The organism is Eisenibacter elegans DSM 3317 (assembly GCF_000430505.1).
Taxonomy (GTDB): domain Bacteria; phylum Bacteroidota; class Bacteroidia; order Cytophagales; family Microscillaceae; genus Eisenibacter; species Eisenibacter elegans.
In genome coordinates, this window is record NZ_AUMD01000019.1 from 81,069 (window position 1) to 102,822 (window position 21,754).

Genomic DNA, 21,754 nt, shown 5'->3' on the forward strand with positions numbered 1-21,754 from the left:
ATTTTCAGTGCAAAGATTTCCCAAGCCAATTGTGGTTGAGTATACATATAGATTGAAAAACTACCAAAAGCGCAAGGGCAAACGATATAGCCACGAAAAAAGTAAGGCTCCTAAGATTGCCCCAACTAGGTTGAGCACAATCCCTAACGACGAGAAGTGCACATAGGGAATCGGTATTTTGATAAGCTCTAGCAGCAGGGCGAATAAGAAAGCGCCAATCAACACATAGCGTGTGCCGGCGTGGTTGTAGTGTAGAAAGGTAAACTGGTGTTGTTTTCGGATGCCCAGCATCCAGAGTAATACCAAAACAACAAACTGTAAGATATGTCCTATTTCGGCTACGCCAAACCCGCCCACTAAAAGTATGGGTTGAATATTGGCCTTAGAGAGGCAGGCTACCCAAAGCATCCCCAGCATCCAAACAATAGCGTAGGCATTAAATCTGAAAAACATATTTTGGCGCAAAAATGATGGCGAGGCCTTGAGCGATGATTGAGTAACTCAATCATCGCTTATGAGTTGTTAGCTTACCAAAGCTTTGTAGTCAGCCTCAGACATCAGGCCGTCCAACTCAGCAGTATTGCTCATTCGTACTTTTACAATCCAACCTTTGCCATAAGGGTCTCCGTTGATTACTTCGGGCTCGGCCTCAAGCGCATCGTTGAATGCTACAATTTCTCCTGACAAAGGCAAGTACAAGTCCGATACGGTCTTGACAGCCTCTACCGTGCCAAACACCTCGTTTTGGCCAAGCGTCTCTCCTACGGTTTCTACCTCTACATAAACAATATCGCCCAGCTCGCTTTGAGCAAAGTCTGTGATGCCCACTACGGCCACATCACCTTCTACACGAACCCATTCGTGTTCTTTGGTGTACTTGAGTTCTGCGGGAAAATTCATATTTTATCGATTGAGGTGGTTATTAACCTATGATGATTTTGGGTCAAAGATGCCTCAAAAGGCTTAGAAATACAACTATCCTTTCAAAAACTTTAGTTTGATAGCCGGAGGCTGATACTTTACTTCCAAGACACCTCCATAGCCTACTTGCAGCCTGAAGCTTTTGCTCAAGGGGATGTCCAACAGCAGTGAGAGCAGGCTTTGTAATACGCCTGCGTGGGTAACGACAGTAACCATTGGGGTTTGTAGGCCAGTGATTTCGTCCCAAAACTGTTGGACTCGCGCATACAGTGCCTCATAAGAGTCGCCAGAGGGGGTTGGATGATGGGTAAAATCATTCATCCATGCCTGTAATGCTGGTTGGGGTATCTCTCCCCATGGCTGCATTTCCCAGCTCCCAAAGTCCAGCTCCAGCAGGCGCTCGTCAGGCTGTGGCGCGGCGTGTAGGTATTGGGCCAAGCGCCTGCAGCGGTTCAAAGGACTGGTATAGACGGGGTAGCGGGCGTAGTCTTGGGGGAGGATGGCCTGTATGGCGGCCATTTCGGAAGGATGCTCAGGAGCCAAGTCGAGGTCTGTGCGCCCATAACAAATACCCGGAGCCACAGAGGGGGTAGTATGTCGAACTAGATAAATATGCATGGTTTGTGTGGAAAGCCCAATACCCGGCAAACAGGTATCCGGCAAGGTGAATAGTAGTTACAAAACCACTGGACTTTTTCAAACCCCAAGGCTCAGCCCGCAGGTTCAATCAGCAGAAAGTCGCTGTCTGATACCAAAATTAGGCTTTTTGTTGATACGAAGCCAAAAGTTCGCACTACTTTTCTGTTGTGTCCAGTGGCTTGTGTTCATTTTGCTCCTACTCTAGGAGGCTTAGCCCTGATATGCGAGCACCTTGCCAAAGTCTTTTGCCTGTCCCAATATAGGGCTTGCTTGGCCGCTTTGGGCGGCGATTTGCCCGTTGATAAAGACATAGGGCACGGCCTGGTCATTGCGGCGCACCCAGCGCTTGAACTCTGGCAGGCCGGGCATCCCTACTTCGTAGGTTTGGTCGAGCTGGTCGTTGAGTTGTGTTGGGTCTACGAGGACAATATCGGCACGGCGGCCTTGGGCGAGGTATCCAGCATCGAGACCGTACCAATCGGCCAGCTCGCCCGTAACCTTCCGTACGGCCTGCGCAAGGCTTAGGGTTTTGCGGCCTTCGGCTTTTTGTTCCTGTACAAATTTGAACAATCGCAGCGGGAAGTTATAATGCGCCATATTTTTGAGATGCGCCCCTGCATCGCTAAAGCCGATGTGGCAGTCAGGATGGCGGACAATCCAGTTGAGCTCCTTGGGACGATGGTTGCCCACGACGGTATACCAACGCAGCTCGTCGCCATATCTGGAGACCAGGTCGAGGAAGTAGTCTACAGGGTCTTGGCCGGCTTCTTTGGCCAACTCCCTAAAAGAACGCCCATTGAGCGATGCGTCCGGACAGTCGATTACACAAGTATCGCGCAAGTTGCGGTGAAAAGCACGTGGGGCAAGCTTCTGCCCCCATTGCTTGCGAAACTTGCGGCGGTAGCGCTTGTCTTGAAGTAGTTCTTGACGCTCGGCCAGGTCTTCGAGGTGGAGGTAGGCCGTTCCGGCTTCAAACTCCTCAAAGAAGGGGGAGTTGAACCCATTCGTAACGACATCAAAAGGTTCGGGCAAGCCCTGAAACTTGACTTTGGCTCCCAGCAGGCGGTTGGCCAGCCAGGCCGAGTTGCCAAAGATGCGGTGGATACCGGGGACGGTCTTGCCGTCTATCATTGCCAACATCGAGGTTTTGAGTCCCTTGCGCCCAAGGGCTGCGCTTTCGAGCATAAAGCTGAAAAAGGTAGCCGGGTTAGCCGTGTTGGGGATGGTCTGCAAGATGCGGTTTTGTTGGCGCAGGGTGCGGAAGAGGTGGCGGTATTCGCCCCAGCCGGCATAGACCGAGGGGGTGGGGCGGCTCCGGAACTCCGTGCCGTCCATCTTGTCGAAGGTCAACATATTGACCGAAAGCCCCATATAGCCCGCATCCAGTGCCTCGCGCAAGAGGCCGTCCATACGGCTGAGCTCTGCTTTGGTGGGCTTTTCGTTGTGGGTGAGGCTGCGCTTCAAGCCCATCACATAAGAACGGAGAGTAGAATGCCCCAAAAACATCGCCACATTGGGGCCTAGCGGAAGGTTGCGTAGGTGTTGGAGGTATTCGGTGGGCGAGTCCCAGTCTTTGACGCGTTGCAACAGCGGTTTGATATACTCCGACGGTACGCCCTCTACCCTCGTAAACATATCCGAAAGCGACTCAGGAGGACCCATCACCATACTCAGGCCACAGCTGCCCATAAAGATTGTCGTAATGCCATGCCTGACAGACTCAAAAAGCCCTGCGTCGATTTCGACCTCTGCGTCGTAGTGGGTGTGGATGTCGATAAAGCCGGGCATGACCCAATGCCCCTCGGCCTCGATGGTTTGGTAGGCCTCGCCGGGGTGGGAGAGCGAAGAAGCCAAGGCCTCTACCCTGCCATCGGCTACTTGGAGGTCGGCTTGATAGGGCGCTTGGCCACTGCCATCAAATACCAAGCCCCCACGAATGAAAAACTTGCTCATAGTACCTAAAGAGATTAAAGTGGTTAGTTTGTATTGCTCTAAAGATACTAAAAAACAACATACTACAGCTTGGTATTGTACTAAAAAAACGCGGCAAGATTTTTTGCTAAAAAGTACACCCACTGGACATTTTTGGAAAAATAGCTTCGAGACAAGCTGAGACCTTATTTTGGGGGTAAAAGACACACACGGCGGTCTCTCCAAAAACTGCTCCCCTTGAGGAACTGGTATCTCCTGACAATGTGGTGCGGCATATAGGCCTCTTCGTAGAAAGTTTAGACTTAGCCTTTTTGGGTTTTTGTGGCTGATTGTAAACTGTTTTACCAAAAATATTTTATATTTTTCAAAGTATTCACACCAAATATGCGTCTCACTACGAGCTTGTATCGCCTTGGTACAGCGTATTTTAATGGGTTTTTAGACAGATTGGCGTTGTGCGGGCTTTTTATTAACCAATGATACATCAATATCGCGAAATACCCAAATTACACATCGTTTTTTATCTATCCAAAGCCTTTGGGTGTAGTGTGTGCACACATATTTATGTAGTTGGGTTGTGTTTTTGTAGCTCTTCTGTGATTTTAGTATTTCGCTAAGGCTTTGTGCCAAATTGGCAATACTTGGGCTTTGAGTGCCGGCCTTGAGGGCGGTGTATTCACTCCTCCTTCACCATCACCGTAACGGCCAAGGTTTTGGTTTCGCCGCTGCGCAGGTCTTCTTCCTGATAGTATAGTGTTGTTTTTCCTGCCGATTGGGCCTCAAACACACTTGTATACACATTGACCCTGTCGGCCTTGCTATTGAGGGGGCTGCGAAACCAATGCCCTTCTTCGATACGCATACTCAGTATGTTAGGATTTTCCGCCGACAAGAAGGCCGCCGTGTAGTCTTGCGCTTCTACCAAGATAGTGTACTGATAATAACACCGCTGCCCTGTTTTGAGGGTAAGGGTCTGGTTGTGGTACTCTCTAAGGTCAATCATCCCCTTTTCGGGTTTGAACCGCGTGTTGACGGGTGCTTGTGCCAAGGCCGATCCATAGCACAACACCGAGAGCAGGAAGGTCAGGGCGTATGTTTTCATAAAAATTGTCTTGATGGTTTGATAATCAGGCGGGATAGCCACCTCATCTTATTACGCACAAACGCGGCAGATGGTCGGGGAATCGGGCTTGTTTTAGCAGGCAATTTTTTGTTGGGTGGCGGCTTTGGTGGGGTGATTGCCTTACTCAAAAGCACTATTTGGGGCTAAAGACTTGGGCTTAGGCGCAAAAAATGACTATTTCTTGTGTATCTTGCACAAAGCGTATTATTTTTGAGTTCAGAATTTTTTGACAACAACAAAAGCAATACAAATCAATTCAGACCACATACCTATGGCACAACAAGTATTTATGCCCAAGATGAGCGACACAATGGAAGAGGGGGTAATCGCTCAATGGCTCAAAAAAGTAGGCGATAAAATCAAGTCAGGAGATGTGATTGCCGAGGTCGAAACAGACAAGGCTACAATGGAGCTAGAGGCTTATGAGGACGGGGTGCTGCTCTATGTAGCGGTAGAAAACGGCGGCAGCGTACCCGTAGACGGACTTTTGTATATCGTAGGAGAAGCCGGAGAGGCATACGACCACTTGCTCAGCCCCGGTGTCGACAAGGCCGCCGCTCCTGCCACTGCCCCCAAGGCAGCAGAAAGCTCGGCAGCACCCAGTGCCCAGGTAGATACGTCCAATATCAAGGCAGAATTGGTGCGTATGCCCAAGATGAGCGACACGATGGAAGAGGGTATCATTGCGCAGTGGCTCAAGAAAGTAGGTGATAAAATCAAGTCAGGAGATGTGATTGCCGAAGTCGAAACAGACAAGGCCACCATGGAGCTAGAGGCTTATGAGGACGGGGTGCTGCTCTATGTAGCGGTAGAAAACGGCGGCAGTGTGCCTGTAGATGCCCCACTTTATATTGTCGGAGAGGCCGGCGCCAATTACCAAGCACTGTTGCAAGGGGCTAGTGTGAGCAAAAGCGCACCTGCGCCTGCTGTTGTTGCCGCTGCCAGCCCTAGTCCGGCTACTGCAACGGCAACCCACAATGCTGCAACGACCACCCCCACAACTACCGAGGGAGGGCGTGTCAAAATATCGCCTTTGGCCAAAGCAATGGCCGAAGAACGCGGCTATGACATCCGTCAGATTAAAGGCTCTGGCGACCACGGTCGCATTGTCAAGCGCGATGTGGAGACCTTCCAGCCCGTAGCTGGCAGCAATGGCCAAGCCAGCCAAGGGGTGATGGCCGCTGCAACCGCTGCCGCAGAGCGTTACGAAGACAAACCTGTGTCGCAAATGCGTAAAACCATTGCCCGCCGCCTATCAGAAAGCAAGTTCCAAGCGCCGCATTTCTACCTCACGATGGAAATCAGGATGGACGCTGCGATGGAAGCCCGCACCCAACTCAATGCTGTTTCGCCTACCAAAATCTCTTTCAACGACTTGGTTGTCAAGGCTTCGGCAATGGCCTTGCGCAAGCATCCTGCCATCAATGCCGCTTGGCTGGGCGACAAAATCCGCTACTACCAACACGTACACGTAGGCGTAGCTGTAGCCGTAGACGAGGGGCTGCTTGTGCCGGTAGTGCGCTTTACAGATACCCGCTCCTTGGCCGAAATAGCCGAAGAGGTCAAGTCGCTGGCCCAACGTGCCAAGGATAAAAAACTACAACCCACCGACTGGGAGGGCAACACCTTTGCGGTCTCTAACCTCGGAATGTTTGGTATCGATGAGTTTACGGCCATCATCAACCCTCCCAATGCCTGTATCTTGGCCGTGGGTGGTATCAAACAAACCCCTGTGGTAGACAATGGGCAGCTCGCCATCGGACACGTAATGAAGGTAACGCTCTCTTGCGACCACCGCGTAGTCGACGGAGCCTCTGGCGCGGCCTTCTTACAAACCCTCAAAGAACTACTAGAAGCACCTGTACGTATGCTGATTTAAGTCCCTCAGTGGTCTAATAGTCCTTATGTTCCCCGATGGCCTCACCGCCACCGGGGATTTTTTTGCTCCCCCTCCCCTGCCATTGGATAACAAAAACCACCTGCTGGTATAGTCAAATCAGCTATTCGTAAATTGTGCCGCTACAAATCGCAACTTGTATCACACAGATAAGTATAAATCACTGAAAGTTGACCTAGATCAACAAAGTGATTATTTACAAATACCAACCCCATTCTACTCCCATGATAAAACATCTATTGACCTTCGCTACGGTCTGCCTAATGTGGGCCATTTTGCCAAACACCGCTACTGCCCAAGACTACTTTGTATACGATGGTGATGAGTTTTCGGTATGGTTGGTTGTCGGTGATGACTATGAGATTACGGATGTGAAGTTTTCTGCTGAGAATGAGTGGCATAGCTTCACCATCGTCAGCCTTGACTATAGCGACTATGACGAAGGAGATTTCAACTATACTGTCAAAGATGGTGTCGGAAACCTCTATTACCTCTACTATCACGCATTTATCGACCAAATCGAGGTGTATAATACCAATGGCCATGTTTGGTCGCTGCACCGCCGGATAGACGACAGCTACTAAACACACTCCTGATTGAACATCTCCCAAAGCCTATCGCCTTGAAAACAAGGTTATAGGCTTTTTTTGTTGATACCCCGTTATTGTTGTGTAGTTCATAAAGCCCAAGCACGATACCGGGCATTTTTCAAACCCCACAGGTAACACTGTGGGCTAAGCCTCATTGTACTTCCAAAATCAGGCCTCAGCTCACGACACGTTGTTGTGCTCATTTTGCTCCCCCTGTTATTGATACATATTTATCCACAAAAGCGTATCCCTGTTGTGGGTTTTTCAAAAGATTTTATGTGATGTCATAAACCATAAATAGCAACCCTTTTGCTCGATATACGTACCATTGAAGCAATAATCACCAACAACTCCCCTAACAGACCTCCCCTATGCACACTATTTTTTATATTTTGCTGTGGGCTAGCCTACTACTCTCTGCCACAAACCTTACCTATGCCCAACAACGCATCAAAACAGAAAGACAAGGCCTCAAACCTGGCCCACAAAGAACCAATACCCAAAGCACGAACAGCGTCGAGCAACAGCAAAGCGCAAGCATCTCACTAAGTGCTGAGGAGCAGGAGCTATACCGCCTTGTGATGGAATACCGCAAATCCAAAGGACTACCAGCCATCCCCTTGTCTAAATCTATGACTTTTGTGGCGCAAACACACGCCCACGATTTGGCCGAAAACCCACCCAACAGCGCCGCTGGGTGTAATATGCACAGTTGGTCTGATAAGGGCAATTGGAAACCTTGTTGCTATACCGATGACCACGCACAAGCCGCCTGTATGTGGGAAAAGCCCCGCGAACTGACCAAATACCCCGGCTATGGATTTGAGGTCAGCTATTGGAGCGGTGGCAAAGCCAATGCCGCAGGAGCCTTGGCCGCTTGGAAAGGCAGCAGCGGCCACAACCAAGTCATCATCAATGAAGGCATTTGGGCAAAATATAACTGGCAAGCCATCGGTATCGGTATCGTAGGGCAGTACGCCGTGATGTGGTTTGGCAAAGAAGAAGACCCTGAGCAGTAAAATGCTCGCTTTAGAGGGTTGTTGCCGAGGTTTCAAGCAGAAATACACACAGATTTGTTGTTATTGTCAGTTATTTTTCGGAAATTATCATACCCAAATTGCACACATTGCCTTCTCATCATTTACTACTGATAAGTCGTTGTATTTTGTAATCCAGCACAACATATATACAACCACACAAGAAGACCGAAGGAGCCATGCCTTGTTTGCCTAGTGATGATGGTGGCCAACCCTGATTGGGCAGTTACCTACCAATGGGTGTGTACATTCACCTCATACAACAACGCCTCCACCTCACAATACTCGCTACCTACTACTTGACACCAACGTATCTACTTGACAATACCTATATTTTGGCACAATGGATAAAACGCTGGCCTACGAACTACAACATCAACTCGGTCAATCGGCAACGCTGTTTGATTTTATACAACAATATGCCCTAGATGGTTGCTGGTATTGGAATCTCGAAGCTCCCGCCCGATTCTGGTTCAATCCTAAGCTGCGCCAAGTTCTGGGCTATAGTCAGGCAGATACCTTGCCTTCTTGGGAAAAAACCTTGTTGCCAGCCTCTTGGCAAATCTTACAAGAAACACTGCAACAAGATGCCAAAACACAGGCTCCTAATGGGGTTGTTATTCTCAACTACCAACATCGCGACGGGCACTCCTTTTGGATGCGCTGCGAGTTGTTGTACCAATACAACCCCCAAGGTCAGCCCATCCGTGTATTAGGAGCCAATAGCCTAATGGAAAGCCACGCACTAGGTATTGAGGAGCGCTTACAATCGCACAAAAACCACTTCAAGTCATTAGTGGACAATCTTTTAGGAATTACCTACCGTACCCAAAACGATGAGTACTGGACTCCCCGCTATGTCAGCCCACAGACCTATGCGGTCAGTGGTTATACGGCTGAGACTTTTATGAAAAAAGAAGTTACTTGGCGCTCACTCATATATCCGCAAGATTTCGAGCGTATCCGCCACGAAGTCGACACTGCCATCGCCCAGCACCTGCCCTATGAGCTGGAGTACCGTATTATCCATCAGGATGGCCGTGTACGTTGGGTATATGAAAAAGGGGTAGGCGTACACACCGATGAAGGTGATTTGATCTACCTTGACGGTCTGATTTGGGATATTACCGAACGCAAACAAGCTGAGGCCGAGCTGCTACGTACGCGTGCCTTTTTAGAGCAAACCAATAAAGTAGCCTTGGTAGGTGGCTGGGAATATCACTTTGATACGCAAGAAGCCTACTGGACTCCCACCATCTGTGATATCCACAGTGTCCCTTACGATTACCAACCTAGCTACCCCAAGTTGTTGGATTTTTATGCGCCCGAAAGCCGCCAGCGCCTCGAAAACGCCTTTCGGCAGCTTATTTTTGACAAAAGGCCTTTCAGTCTAGATTTGGAACTGATCACCAGCCAAGGACATCATCTGTGGGTGCGGGCTCTGGGCAATGCAGAGCATCAAGGGAATCTATGTAAGCGGATGTATGGCACGCTGCAAAATATCTCCAAGGCCAAACGTAATGAAGAAGTACTGATCAAGGCCCGCGAAAGTGCCATCCGCGCCAACTTGGCCAAATCGGCTTTTTTGGCCAATATGAGCCACGAAATCCGTACTCCACTCAACAGCATCATCGGTTTTTCAGAACTACTACAACGCAGCCCCCTAGACAATACCCAGCGCAAATACCTCAACGCAGTCAATCAGGCTAGCAATACCCTGCTCGACTTGGTCAATGACATCCTTGATTTTTCTAAGGTAGAAGCTGGGAAAATGGAGCTGTCACTCGAAAAAACCGACCTTCGCTTGATGTGTGAGCAGGTTATCAGCCTGATACGGTTCAAGGCACAAGAAAAAGGCCTACAACTGCGCTGGGAGTGCGCCCCACAAGTCCCTCAATTTGCTTGGGTAGATGCGCTACGCCTAAGGCAGGTGCTGACCAACCTACTCAGCAATGCGGTTAAGTTTACCGAAAAAGGCTCCGTAAGCTTGTTATTGCAACTCAAGGAAAATACTGACACCATACCGGGGACTAGCGAACTATACTTTGCCGTAAACGACACAGGTATCGGCATCGCCCCCGATAAACACCGAACTGTTTTTAAGGCCTTTGCCCAAGAAGATAGCTCTATCACCCGAAAGTATGGAGGCACGGGGCTTGGATTGGCTATTTCGAGTAAGTTATTGCAACTGATGGGTAGTAGAATACAACTCGAAAGCGATATTGGCCAAGGAAGTCGGTTTTTTTTCTGGCTCAAAGTCAAAACAGAAACCCCCAGCCAACAACCCGAACGAGATACCTCTCCTGATACGCGCCGCGTACTGATTGTAGATCACCCTGTTCAAGATGGTTTGATTCTACAGACAGTATTCGGGAAGCTGGGCGTTGAGGCAAGCTACAAAGCCGACGGACTCAGCGCACTACAAGCCTTGAGTGTCAGACCCTGCCCCTATGATATGGTGCTGATTGGCTATGACATGCCATTTATGAATGGGATGGAAGTTTTGCGCAAAATACGGACACAGTTGCAGTTATCTCCGGCGTTATTGCCTGTTTTTCTGCTTTACCAACCCATCGATAGGGAGGCGATAAAAAGCTGTACTGACCCAGAGCTGAGCGCCCAAGGTTGCCTTCAGAAACCTATCAACGAACAACAGGTTATGGAGTTGTTGGCTGAGCCTCTGGCGCAAGAACAGGCATCTCGTAGTGATTTTCAAGCAATTTCGGAGCAATCCTTTCGTATCCTGCTTACTGATGACAACCCTCTCAACAGGCTTTTGGCCACGGCGCTTGTAAAGGTCTTACTCCCCAATGCTGTTGTAATAGAGGCCGAAAGCGGCATTGAGGCGCTGCGCTTGTTACAAACTACCCGCCCTGACTTGGTGCTGATGGACATCCAAATGCCCGAAATGAGTGGATACGAAACCGCAAGCCGTATTCGAGCTCAAGAGGCGCAAACACAAGCGCCACGGCTGCCGGTTATCGCCCTGACCGCCGGCACGCTCGGGGGGGAACGCGAGCGGTGTCTTGCTGCTGGTATGGATGATTACCTCAGCAAACCTATCGATAGCCAAAAACTAGCCCAAATATTACGCTATTGGCTCGATACAAACACTGCCCACAACCGCCAAAATTATACACCCATTCACTGGGCTTTTGATAACACCAACGCCCAACATTTCAACCAAAACCGCTTGATAGAGCGGCTAGGCAAAGATAAAGCAGCATTGCATAGGGTGCTGAATGCGGTCAATAGTGGCGTACTCCAGCAGCAAGCCAATGCCCTGCTCGACAGCTTGGCGCAAGGCTTCCCCCCTGAACACATCCAATCAAAAGCCCACGCACTCAAGGGTAGCGCCCTCAGTGCTTGCTTTGAGATATTGGCCACTTATTGCCAACAACTCGAAAGCCTAGAGCCTTTTGACTACCCAACGGCACAGCAGATTTCCCAAAATATCGAACAAGAACTACACACCGTTCTCCAATTGGTTGCCGAAGCCATTGCCGAAGAACAGGGATGACAAGCCGCCCTTGAAACACTAAAGCATACCTAGCGGCTTGTCGTTGATACCCTACATCTCTTAGCGCTCTATCAACAAACGCTCTTGGATGAACCCCTGTGAATTACGAATTCTCACAAAGTAAATCCCTGATTTCCAGCTACTGATGTCTATACTAAGTTGTTTTTGTACTTTTGTATCCAACATCACCTTGTTGTCTGTGCTGGTAATGAGTAGGTGGCTCTCCTCGTTGGTCAAAAGACTTATATTCAATAGATTAGATGCGGGATTAGGAAACAAAACCAACTTATTTTCAAGTTCTGTGGCCAAAGCCTCAAACAACTCAGGGATGTCTCCTTTTTCCATTGTCTGTATATACTGCGCTTCCTCTCTCAGTACCATCTGCCCATCTCTCCGCTGAAAAGCATAGAGTACTTTGTCGACAAAATGATTCTGAGAGCAATTGTGTCGGGCATAATGTCGTACCAAATAATACTGTCCTGATTGTAAACCCGAAAATGTATGGGTGTTGGTAGTGGGCACATTATTCGGAACAATCGCCGCAAGAGTCCACCCTCCAAAGCTAGATAAATCGGCAGGCGGTGGAGGCAAGTCTGTGGGGCTTTGGAACATAAGCCAAGCACTGAGGGTGTTGGTAGGGTCGCTGGCTGTAAGCTGTAAGTTGAGGGGGCTGCCAGCGCCAGACGAGCTGAAACTGAATGAAAAATCAGCATTGACGGGGTCGTTGAACACCGGAATTTGGAATACACGGCGCTGCTCCGCCCAAGGGCAGCCCCCGTGTCCTTCCCAAACCCCACGTTTGATCATATAATATGCTCTAGGAATATTGGGTACGGCAAACTGTCCTGCATTGGTTCCGTTTGGCAAGGTTTGTTCGAGAGAGATGATGTTTTGATCAAGCGTACTATTTCCATTCATACGATACAACTGCCACATACTGTTTGTGTACGATACATTTCCAGCTACTTGTATAATTACTTGATTAGACTTCTTATTACAACCTATAGCATATACATAAGACGGATTGAGGTTACAAGGTGTTTCTACCAAGGATAAATCGTCAATAAATATATTCTCCGACATACCTGATTGGTTCGCTTTTGGGCGAATTTCGAAAGTTTGTCGAAAAGTTCTGTGTACGCCAAACTCATTGTTAGGGTCATCAAACTCAAGGGGCATACCGGCAGCTATCATCAAATCAGAAACCTTAAATGTAGCTTCAAACAAACGCCACTCCCCTCTGCGTACAAATGTGCCATTCAGAGGTACAGTCAATGTAGTGTTGCAATTATCTGCCCCTGGTGCTGTATTGAGCAACCTAAGCTCAACGCCTGTATTTTGGTTAAATACTAAAGGGTTGACACCTGTCGGGCAAGTAAGCGCCGCCCAAACCTGTATTTTGTATTCTTTACCTAGTGCAAGGGGTTGTGTGAAATTACTCCTCACAGACTCTATCATATCACCACGGCGAAGATGTACATAGTTGTTGCCATGTTTAGGCATCAGTCCCACAACTTGACCATTGACAATAATTCCTCGGGTTCCGGCATTGATTGGCACTCCTATATCAGAGAACGCAATATTGGGATTGTAAATGGCACATGTTGCCATAATATCAGGCGTGTTGGTAGATACAGGGCCACAACCTTTGCTCCAAGATATAGCCAAATGAATTTGACTTTCATGTGTCGGACAAGTCGACAGGTTCTCAAAGCTAGGGTTAGGAATGCGATTTTGGGCATTTAAGACACCCAGCGCTATGGTCAATATCAGACCTAGACTCATTGATAAGTTTCGTGCGTAATACATTTGATAAAAGGGTTTAATAGTGAATTTATCAAAAGTGATATATTTTTAGTTTAAATGCTTATATTTATTTATAAACATTACATTTCAATTTATAAAGTCGTCATTATTTTTCAATAAGCCCTTTATCAATATAAAATTATTTAGCTTCCATACATCGCGCAAACCCTCATTTCTTGGTGATAACAAGCCTTACACTCGCGCCTAGGCTCCAAAGGTGTTAGTTGCTGCTGTTTTTGCCACCAATGCATCAATGTGGGGGTGGGCGGTGAGGAATGTGTGTTTGCACATACCTATCCCCTATTAATAGAAAGCTTAGATTTCGACACATTTCACCTTCAAAAAATACTATCAACACTCCAAATAAGACTACAAACTAAGTATCTCTACCTATTTAGTAGATTTTTTTTCAGCAAACTTTCGGGTTTTGTGCGGATGTTGTACATTTGCAACACAAAACACATAGTCTATCTTTTTTATAGAGTTAATGCTGTATGTACGCCAAACTCCTCGTTCTGCGCCAATATGTGGCCGACCACCGTCTCGTTATCCTCGGGATTTTTTTGAGCCTAGGGCTTATCGGAATATTAGTAACTGGCTGGTATTTGGGGGCTTATGCCATCATTCCACAGCTGCTCAGCCCTGTCAACTGGGGGCTGACACTCACCTATGTAGCGCTAGGGTTGATTGCCCAAACACTCAACGGAGCCATAGGGATGGGCTACGGTATTACGACTACATCTACCTTGTTGGCCTTGGGCTTTCACCCAATGATGGCGAGCGGGGTAGTACATACCACTGAGATTTTCACCACGGCCACGTCGGGCTATATGCACCTGCGCCTAGGCAATGTAAACCGCAAGCTGTTTGCCCAATTGGTGCTGCCGGGCATATTGGGAGTACTTACTGGAGCGGTGTTGCTGCTCTGGATAGACCGTGGGGTCATCAAACCCATTGTATCCGTATACCTTATCGGGATGGGCTTTTTTATCATCTTCAAGGCTTTTCAAAAACTGGGGGGCAAACCTCGCGAACAAAGCCCGTTACGACTTTTGGGCTTTATTGGCGGTACAGTAACCTCTATCGGTGGCGGTGGCTGGGGGCCTATCGTTACCTCTCATCTTATCAGCAGTGGAAGACAGCCGCGCTATGCTATTGGTACGGCCAATTTTACAGAGTTTTTTGTCAAAGTAACTGCCGCTGTTATCTTTATGGCCTTGCTGAGCTTTTCGCCCGAAAGTTGGATTGCCATCGTGGGGATTGTCGTAGGGGGTGTGCCGGCTTCGTTTTTCTCGGCCTACCTGACGCGCTACATCTCGCCTAAGGCACTGATGGTTGTGGTGGGGTTATTCATCATCTTGCTCAATAGCTGGTCTATCAGCAAGGTGCTTTGGGGGTAAATGTGTTTGCAGAAATTCATCGATAGTCATCAAATACGAGCGATATGTCAAGTAATGTTTCTTCTTTTGTGCCGGAGGTAGCCCGCAGCGAGGCCGAAATCATCGCGGGGCTGCGGCAGCTTGCCAAGGCTTATGCCGGACGGATTGTCTTCTCAAGCAGCTTGAGCTATGAGGATCAACTGATTAGCCATTGGATACTGGCCAACCAACTCCCCATCCGCATTTTTACCCTCGATACCGGACGGATGTTTGCCGAAACGTATGAGGTGCTGCAACGTACCAATGCTCGCTACAAAACCAATATTGAGGTGTATTTTCCGGAGTCGGCGGCGGTAGAGCGCTTGGTCAATAGCAAGGGGATGTTTAGCTTTTATGATTCGGTCGAAAACCGCAAAGAGTGTTGTTTTGTCCGCAAGGTGCAACCCCTTAACCGTGCGCTGGAAGGGGCAGCCTGTTGGATTACGGGCATTCGGGCGGAGCACTCGGCCAACCGTCAAGAGATGCCCCAATGGGAACTGGATGAAGCACGTAATATCTGGAAGTTTCACCCCTTGCTCTATTGGAGCGAAGCCGAAGTAAAGGCTTTGGTCAAGGAGTATGCCGTGCCTTTCAATCCTTTGCACGAGCAGGGCTTTGTGAGCATAGGTTGCCAACCCTGTACACGGGCGATTCAGCCGGGAGAGGATTTTCGCGCCGGACGCTGGTGGTGGGAGGATGCCTCCAAGAAAGAATGTGGGCTGCATAAGGCCTAAGATCTTGTTTGAATTTTCAGCGCGGCACTCAAAACAGGTGATTTTTGTGCTGTTATTAGGCAAAAAACGTAGTCGTTACCTCTAGCCCACGATTTTAATCGTGGGAGGGCTACGGCAGGCATTTTGAACGACATAACAACCAAAAAGTAACGTTTTGGTGTCGATGAGGAGCATTTTAAACAAGCTCTAAGTGAAGTATGGGCTTAGCCTACGAAACTACGCCGGCGTACGCGGCTTAGGGATAGGCGAGCAGTACCCCACAGCACGAAGTGCGAGGAGTACAGCCGCCTAGCCCGGCCCGAAGGGCAAGCCCCAAAAAATAAAACAAGTCAGTGCCTTTGTAGAGAGGGTACGGGCAACATAAAATATCATTCACGAAAAAGCATCAACGAGATGGATTATTTAAGTCAATTAGAAGCCGAGGCTATTCATATTTTGCGTGAGGTAGCCGGACAGTTTGAGCGCCCTGCCCTGCTTTTTTCGGGGGGGAAGGATTCGATTACCTTGGTACACCTGGCGCTGAAGGCCTTCCGCCCGGGCAAGCTGCCCTTTCCGCTGGTACATATCGACACAGGGCATAATTTTGAGGAGACGATTCGGTTTCGTGATGAGCTGATTGCCCGCATTGGGGAGGAGCTGATTGTGGGTTATGTGCAGGATGATATCGACAGCGGCGCCATCTCTGATGTAACAGGTGGCAAATACATCAGCCGCAATGCACTCCAAACGCATACGCTGCTGCGTGTGATTGAGGAGAACGGCTTTGATGCCTGCATTGGCGGGGCACGCCGCGATGAGGAGAAGGCCCGCGCCAAAGAGCGTATTTTTTCGGTAAGGGATGATTTCGGCCAATGGCAGCCCAAACTCCAACGCCCAGAGCTGTGGAATATCTACAACGGACGCATCCATAAGGGCGAAAACGTGAGGGCCTTCCCCATCAGCAACTGGACAGAGCTGGATGTTTGGAACTACCTACACCGCGAAGGAATTGCGCTGCCCACGCTTTACTTCTCACATGAGCGCCCTTGTGTGGAGGTCGAAGGGCAATGGATGGCGCTGAATCCCTTTATCCGTATCGACTCGCCCGACGAAATTCAACACAAGCAGGTGCGCTTCCGCACCATCGGCGATATGACCTGTACGGCTGCCGTACTCTCCGAGGCCGACACGATGGAGGCCGTGATTGAAGAGATTACCCACGCCAACATCACAGAGCGCGGCGCACGCATCGACGACAAACAGTCGGAAGCCGCTATGGAAGACCGCAAGAAGGTGGGGTATTTTTAGTCCCCCCCTGAATAGGCCTGATAGGCGCTTTAGGCTTGTCAGGTCTACCAATTCCTCATTGTCGCAACTAGACGCTCGCAGTCGGTTAGGGACTAATCTCCTTCCTGTGTCTTCAACCAAAGTTTCGTTTGGGTGGCAAGGGGCTGTAGTAATGGTCTACAGACCAAGCTCCGGCTCCGTAATAGCACAAAAAGCTACTGCCCAACAACATAGACCAGTCTGTACGGCTGCTATGGAGCATTTCCCAAAAACCTTGCTCTCGTAAAATGACTAACTTAGTGGTATACAGCGCTACCAACATAATCACAATGAGCGGCACTGCGGCCAGCCCTGTCAGCAAACCCAGCAATACCAGTACCCCACACAAGACTTCTACCCCGCCTACCAAGCTGCCCAAGAGTTCGGGTTCGGGCAGACCTATTTTGGCAAAACGCCCCGCCCCGCGTGTGGCCGGAAACAGAAATTTTTGGATACCTTCGGAGAGGAATACCCCCCCTACCTTTGCGCATACTTTGCGTCCTTTGCGGTTAAATAGGTGTCAAGAACAGGGGGAAATAAGCACAATAACGACGAAAGGCAATATATCCAGTGGCGTAGACTCAGCCCACGGTTTTATACCCAATCACAATTGGTTTGGGAAATCTGCACACTGAAAACCCTTGATAATCAAGGAAATCAAATCCTGTAAGTCCTAAAATCTTGTGAATCTTGGTATAACTATGGGATTTGAAAAATATCCAGTGGTACGTTTGAGAAATATATGCGCAGAAAATCAAACCCTGTGAAGCCTTAAATTAGGTGAATCTTGGTATAAACTCGATATTTCTCAGTATTTTTAAGCTATTATTGACCCCAAAGCCCTATAATTAAGGTGTTTTTGGGATTTTTATAAAACTAATAAGTATACTGATGACTAACCTCACTATTGCCAAGATTAATTCTGCCCAAGACTACCTCGACTCGCTCCGTGGGCGCAAACTCAAGCTTTACCTTATGGGCGAACCGGTAGACGACATCACGACCCATCCCATCATCTTGCCCTCTATCAATGCCATGGCGGCCACCTACCGCCTAGCCGAAGAGGCTCCAGAGCTGGCCACAGTCGTCTCACCCTTGACGGGGGAGCGAATCAGCCGTTTTCTGCACGTATGCCAGAGCGCAGATGACCTAGTGATGCAAAACAAGATGCAACGCCGCCTGGGGCAGCTCACCGGCACTTGTTTTCAGCGCTGCGTAGGGATGGATGCCATCAATGCCCTCTACTCGGTGAGCTACGAAATCGATGAGGCCTACCAAACCTCCTATCACCAGCGGTTTTTGGCTTTCCTGAAAGAGATGCACCTCCAAAACTGTGTGATTGGCGGCGCGATGACGGATGTCAAGGGCGACCGCAGCTTAGCCCCCCACGAGCAGGCCGACCCGGACTTGTTTGTGCGCATTACCCGCCGTACTGCCGAGGGGGTGTATATCAGCGGTGCCAAAGCCCACCAAACGGGCTGCCTCAACGCACACTATATGCTCGTCATGCCAACGATGCGCCTTGGGGAGCACGACCGCGACTATGCCATCATCGGCGCAATCCCTGTCGATGCAGAAGGCATTACCTATATCTACGGGCGGCAGTCTTGCGATACGCGCAGCCTTGAGCCCGGCTCGATAGATGTAGGCAATGCCCAATATGGCGGACAAGAGGCGATGGTGATTTTTGACAATGCCTTTATCCCCAATGAGTGGATTTTTATGGATGGGGAATATGATTTTGCCGCCCTGCTTGTAGATCGGTTTACGGCCTATCACCGCCGCAGCTATGTCTGCAAGAGCGGTGTGGGCGATGTAGTCATTGGCGCGGCGGCGGCGGTGGCAGAGATGAACGGCGTAGAGAAAGCTTCCCACATCAAAGACAAGCTGGTAGAGATGACCCACCTCAACGAGACCGTCTATGCAACGGGAATTGCGGCCTCTTATCAGGGGTATGCGACCAAGTCGGGGTGCTTTTTGTGTGACTCGATGCTGGCCAATACCTGCAAGCACCACGTAACCAAGATGCCTTATGAAATCAGTCGCTTGGCGCAAGACTTGGCTGGGGGCATGGTCGCAACCATGCCCTCTGAGCAAGACCTAAACCACCCCGAAATAGGCCAGCTCATCCGCAAATACCTCAAAGGAAAGGCCTCTGTACCTACCGAAGACCGTATGCGGATGCTGCGCCTGATCGAAAACCTGACCCTTGGCCGCAATGCGGTAGGCTATCTGACCGAAAGCCTGCACGGAGCCGGTTCGCCACAAGCCCAGCGCGTACAGATAGCTCGTCTGATGCAGTTGGAGTATAAAAAGCGCCTCGCTACCGTCTTGGCCGGAATTGAGCTACCCGCCGACAAAGCCGCCGTGGTCGAAGAGTTGGGCAGCTACTTTGAGCGGGTATTTAAGCCTGCATAAACTGGGGCTGTATCAAAATATGCCCCTATTCACTTGATTTGGGGATTTTCAGCACACACATTTCCCAAACCAATTTTGATTGAGTATAATACAAATTTAAGTTGCTTGGTTACCAACCGAGCAATTTTTTTGTATATTCATCAAAAAAACTATCATTATGAAACTACTCATCAACTTGGTACGCTACTTTAGACAGTGGCCTGCCTTACAGGTATTTACTGTATACCTGCGCCTGCTGGTCGGTGGCGGCTTTATTATGGCCGCTATCAGTATGGGCAAACTTTCGGGAGATCTAACCACCATCAAATTGGCAGCCATCAACGAGCCATTGGATCAGCTCGAACCTATTCAGCTGTTTTTTAGGGTAATGGTTACTTCTGGTATTTATTGGCAGTTTATCGGATGGTCTCAAGTTTTGGCCGGAGCCTTGCTGATGACTCAACGCTACAGCTTTTTGGGCGCTTGTCTCTTTTTTGGGATGATGCTCAATATTTTCCTGATTACCATTGCGTTTGATTTTAGGGGTACCCCTATCATCACCGGGCTGATGCTCTTGGCCGCCGTGTATTTGTTGCTCTGGGAGGTGGAGTTGTGGCAGTTTTTCTTCAAAAAATATGACACCACAACACTCCTCGAACCGCAAAAACTACCCATTGCCGAAAGTCATTATTGGCGATATTTGGGCGGATTGATGATTGTTTTCATTTTTTGCTGCCCTTTGTTTGGTTGGGATATTGTACTTCAAACCTTGTCGTGTCTGGTGATTGGCTTTGTCGCTTTCTTGGGTTTTGTGTTTTATTATTACCCTCAGCGCCTCCGCAACAGTGCCAAATTGGCCTAAAAAGCCTGCCTTGTATTGTAGAAAATGTCTGACTAAAGCCCTCGGCAAGTATATTTCGAGGGCTTTTTGCATATCTTTGATTTTTGTTGGCCGCTTCCCAAATTGAGGCTCAAAACTTCTATCATAGCACCTCGTGCCTTCACTTCTGTAACTGCTCCATATATGCAAACTTGGCAACTAGAACTTGACAAACAAACACTGCGCTACCACCTTACGTCGGCCTTATGGCTCAATGTTGGATTTGTAATATTTGCCTTAGCCGATTATATGGGCCGTACTTGGGAGGTATTTGTACATTTCACCTTGCTGCGTTTGGCCGTGGCCTTGGGGATTGCTGTGCTGACATTCTTGACATACCGCCAAAAAATATCGCCTATTGTCCTGGGCTATGGGCTGGTATTGGGTATTTCGGGATATATGATATATGTCTCGCTCCATACTCCTTTGGAGGAGATTGGGGGAGTCGTTTTTGCCCAGATTGTGTTCTATGTCGTGTCGGGTTTCATCGTATTGTGGCATTGGCAACACACCCTTGTCATTGCCTGTGTGGTCATTGGGGCACAACTCAGCTTCAGCCTACAGCAAATGAGTTTCACAGACTTTATCCGGCATATGCACGGCACTTGGTATTTGTTGACTCCCTTGGTAGTGATTGCAGTAGTGCGCTATCGTTATCTCTTGGCTAAGCGGGAGATTGTGCTCAAGCTTAATTTATTAGAAAAAAACGAGGAAATCAGCCAACAACGTGAGGAGTTGCTGACCCAAAACCAACTAATAGAGACCAACAACCGCGCCCTTTCGGATGCCTACCAACAAATCACTGACAGTGTCAATTATGCCAAACGCCTCCAGCGGGCGATGTTGCCCAACTCCATAGAGCTGGGGCAGCTAGGGCAAGAACGATTTGTGATTTATAGGCCGAAGGATATCGTCAGCGGTGATTTTTATTGGCTCAAACAAGTAGATGAGGAGGCCTTTTTCTTGGCTGTGGCCGATTGTACCGGCCACGGTATCCCGGGTGGTTTCCTGACAGTCATCGGTCAAAGTACGCTCAACCAACTCATCGTACACGAAAAACACCGCGATACGGGTAAGATTTTACAACTTCTTGATGAGCGCCTACTTCAAATATTGGGGCAGGCCGCCGATACCAAAACAATCATTGCTGATGGGATGGACTTGGTACTCTTGCGCCTCAACCCCAAACGCAAGGAGATTGCTTTTGCTACGGCAAATCGCCCCTTGTGGCGCATCCATAACGGGCAGCTAATGCATTACAAAGCCTCGCGAAGTGCTATCGGAGGCGGCTTGACAGAACAGAAAGTCTTTGAAGAAACTATCATCCCTTATCACGAGGGCGACAGTCTGTACCTCTTCAGCGACGGCTACCCCGACCAATTTGGACACGCACAGCGCAAGTTTATGGTCAAGCAGTTTCGGCAGCTTATTCAAGATATTGCCCATTACCCCATGCCCACACAAGAAAGCATACTCCTACAAACCATGCAGGAGTGGCAAGGCGACACCCCCCAAACGGACGATTGGCTGATTGTAGGCATTAAGCTATGATACA

16 protein-coding genes and 1 pseudogene are annotated in these 21,754 nt (G+C 49.0%); 10 read left to right on the forward strand and 7 right to left on the reverse strand.

The window, feature by feature from the left end; translation table 11 throughout:
- Positions 1-60 precede the first annotated feature (60 nt).
- The 5 genes from G499_RS0106260 to G499_RS0106280 all read right to left on the reverse strand — a co-directional run bounded on the left by G499_RS0106260 (position 61) and on the right by G499_RS0106280 (position 4,594).
- A complete protein-coding gene (locus tag G499_RS0106260) occupies positions 61-453 on the reverse strand; it encodes a hypothetical protein (RefSeq protein ID WP_026999238.1) in 393 nt (130 codons plus the stop codon).
- A gap of 69 nt (positions 454-522) precedes the next feature.
- A complete protein-coding gene (gcvH, locus tag G499_RS0106265) occupies positions 523-900 on the reverse strand; it encodes a glycine cleavage system protein GcvH (protein WP_026999239.1) in 378 nt (125 codons plus the stop codon).
- Between the two features lie 75 nt (positions 901-975).
- The gene (cobC, locus tag G499_RS0106270; protein ID WP_026999240.1) at positions 976-1,539 is read right to left on the reverse strand and encodes an alpha-ribazole phosphatase; all 564 of its coding nucleotides are present in this window, start codon (positions 1,537-1,539) and stop codon (positions 976-978) included.
- A 231-nt stretch (positions 1,540-1,770) separates the two neighbouring features.
- A complete protein-coding gene (locus tag G499_RS0106275) occupies positions 1,771-3,513 on the reverse strand; it encodes an N-acyl-D-amino-acid deacylase family protein (protein ID WP_026999241.1) in 1,743 nt (580 codons plus the stop codon).
- 655 nt (positions 3,514-4,168) lie between these two features.
- On the reverse strand, positions 4,169-4,594 hold the full coding sequence (locus G499_RS0106280) for a hypothetical protein (RefSeq protein WP_026999242.1): 426 nt from the start codon (positions 4,592-4,594) through the stop codon (positions 4,169-4,171).
- A gap of 292 nt (positions 4,595-4,886) precedes the next feature.
- Here G499_RS0106280 and G499_RS0106285 point away from each other — a divergent pair, with 292 nt between their 5' ends.
- The 4 genes from G499_RS0106285 to G499_RS0106305 all read left to right on the forward strand — a co-directional run bounded on the left by G499_RS0106285 (position 4,887) and on the right by G499_RS0106305 (position 11,659).
- Positions 4,887-6,494 carry a pyruvate dehydrogenase complex dihydrolipoamide acetyltransferase gene (locus G499_RS0106285; RefSeq protein WP_026999243.1) on the forward strand — a complete coding sequence of 536 codons (1,608 nt, stop codon included), beginning with the start codon at positions 4,887-4,889 and terminating at the stop codon, positions 6,492-6,494.
- A gap of 242 nt (positions 6,495-6,736) precedes the next feature.
- Positions 6,737-7,096, forward strand: a complete 360-nt coding sequence (locus G499_RS0106295; protein WP_154658336.1) for a hypothetical protein — start codon at positions 6,737-6,739, stop codon at positions 7,094-7,096.
- 377 nt (positions 7,097-7,473) lie between these two features.
- Positions 7,474-8,121: a CAP domain-containing protein gene (locus G499_RS0106300; protein ID WP_026999245.1), complete on the forward strand. Its 648-nt coding sequence runs from the start codon at positions 7,474-7,476 to the stop codon at positions 8,119-8,121.
- A gap of 361 nt (positions 8,122-8,482) precedes the next feature.
- A complete protein-coding gene (locus G499_RS0106305) occupies positions 8,483-11,659 on the forward strand; it encodes a PAS domain-containing protein (protein WP_026999246.1) in 3,177 nt (1,058 codons plus the stop codon).
- Positions 11,660-11,719: 60 nt separating this feature from the next.
- Here the strand turns inward: G499_RS0106305 and G499_RS0106310 are convergent, their stop codons facing one another.
- Positions 11,720-13,270, reverse strand: a complete 1,551-nt coding sequence (locus G499_RS0106310) for a T9SS type A sorting domain-containing protein (protein WP_026999247.1) — start codon at positions 13,268-13,270, stop codon at positions 11,720-11,722.
- Positions 13,271-13,959: 689 nt separating this feature from the next.
- On the opposite strand from G499_RS0106310, the gene G499_RS0106315 reads away from it, so the two are divergent.
- The 3 genes from G499_RS0106315 to cysD all read left to right on the forward strand — a co-directional run bounded on the left by G499_RS0106315 (position 13,960) and on the right by cysD (position 16,904).
- Positions 13,960-14,865: a sulfite exporter TauE/SafE family protein gene (locus G499_RS0106315; protein WP_051295987.1), complete on the forward strand. Its 906-nt coding sequence runs from the start codon at positions 13,960-13,962 to the stop codon at positions 14,863-14,865.
- Positions 14,866-14,909: 44 nt separating this feature from the next.
- Complete coding sequence (locus tag G499_RS0106320) at positions 14,910-15,617, forward strand: phosphoadenylyl-sulfate reductase (RefSeq protein ID WP_026999249.1); 708 nt, start codon at positions 14,910-14,912, stop codon at positions 15,615-15,617.
- A gap of 393 nt (positions 15,618-16,010) precedes the next feature.
- A complete protein-coding gene (cysD, locus tag G499_RS0106325; RefSeq protein ID WP_026999250.1) occupies positions 16,011-16,904 on the forward strand; it encodes a sulfate adenylyltransferase subunit CysD in 894 nt (297 codons plus the stop codon).
- Between the two features lie 112 nt (positions 16,905-17,016).
- Here cysD and G499_RS0106330 read toward each other — a convergent pair.
- Positions 17,017-17,391, reverse strand: a pseudogene (locus G499_RS0106330) (DoxX family protein); the annotation flags it as partial.
- Between the two features lie 422 nt (positions 17,392-17,813).
- Here G499_RS0106330 and G499_RS0106335 point away from each other — a divergent pair.
- The 3 genes from G499_RS0106335 (at position 17,814) to G499_RS0106345 (ending at position 21,750) form a co-directional block, all read left to right on the forward strand.
- Positions 17,814-19,340 (forward strand): 4-hydroxyphenylacetate 3-hydroxylase family protein, encoded by a 1,527-nt coding sequence (locus G499_RS0106335; protein WP_026999252.1) that lies wholly within the window; start codon positions 17,814-17,816, stop codon positions 19,338-19,340.
- A gap of 157 nt (positions 19,341-19,497) precedes the next feature.
- Positions 19,498-20,181 (forward strand): hypothetical protein, encoded by a 684-nt coding sequence (locus G499_RS20960; protein WP_051295989.1) that lies wholly within the window; start codon positions 19,498-19,500, stop codon positions 20,179-20,181.
- 162 nt (positions 20,182-20,343) lie between these two features.
- Positions 20,344-21,750 carry a PP2C family protein-serine/threonine phosphatase gene (locus G499_RS0106345; RefSeq protein ID WP_026999253.1) on the forward strand — a complete coding sequence of 469 codons (1,407 nt, stop codon included), beginning with the start codon at positions 20,344-20,346 and terminating at the stop codon, positions 21,748-21,750.
- Positions 21,751-21,754: the final 4 nt, after the last annotated feature.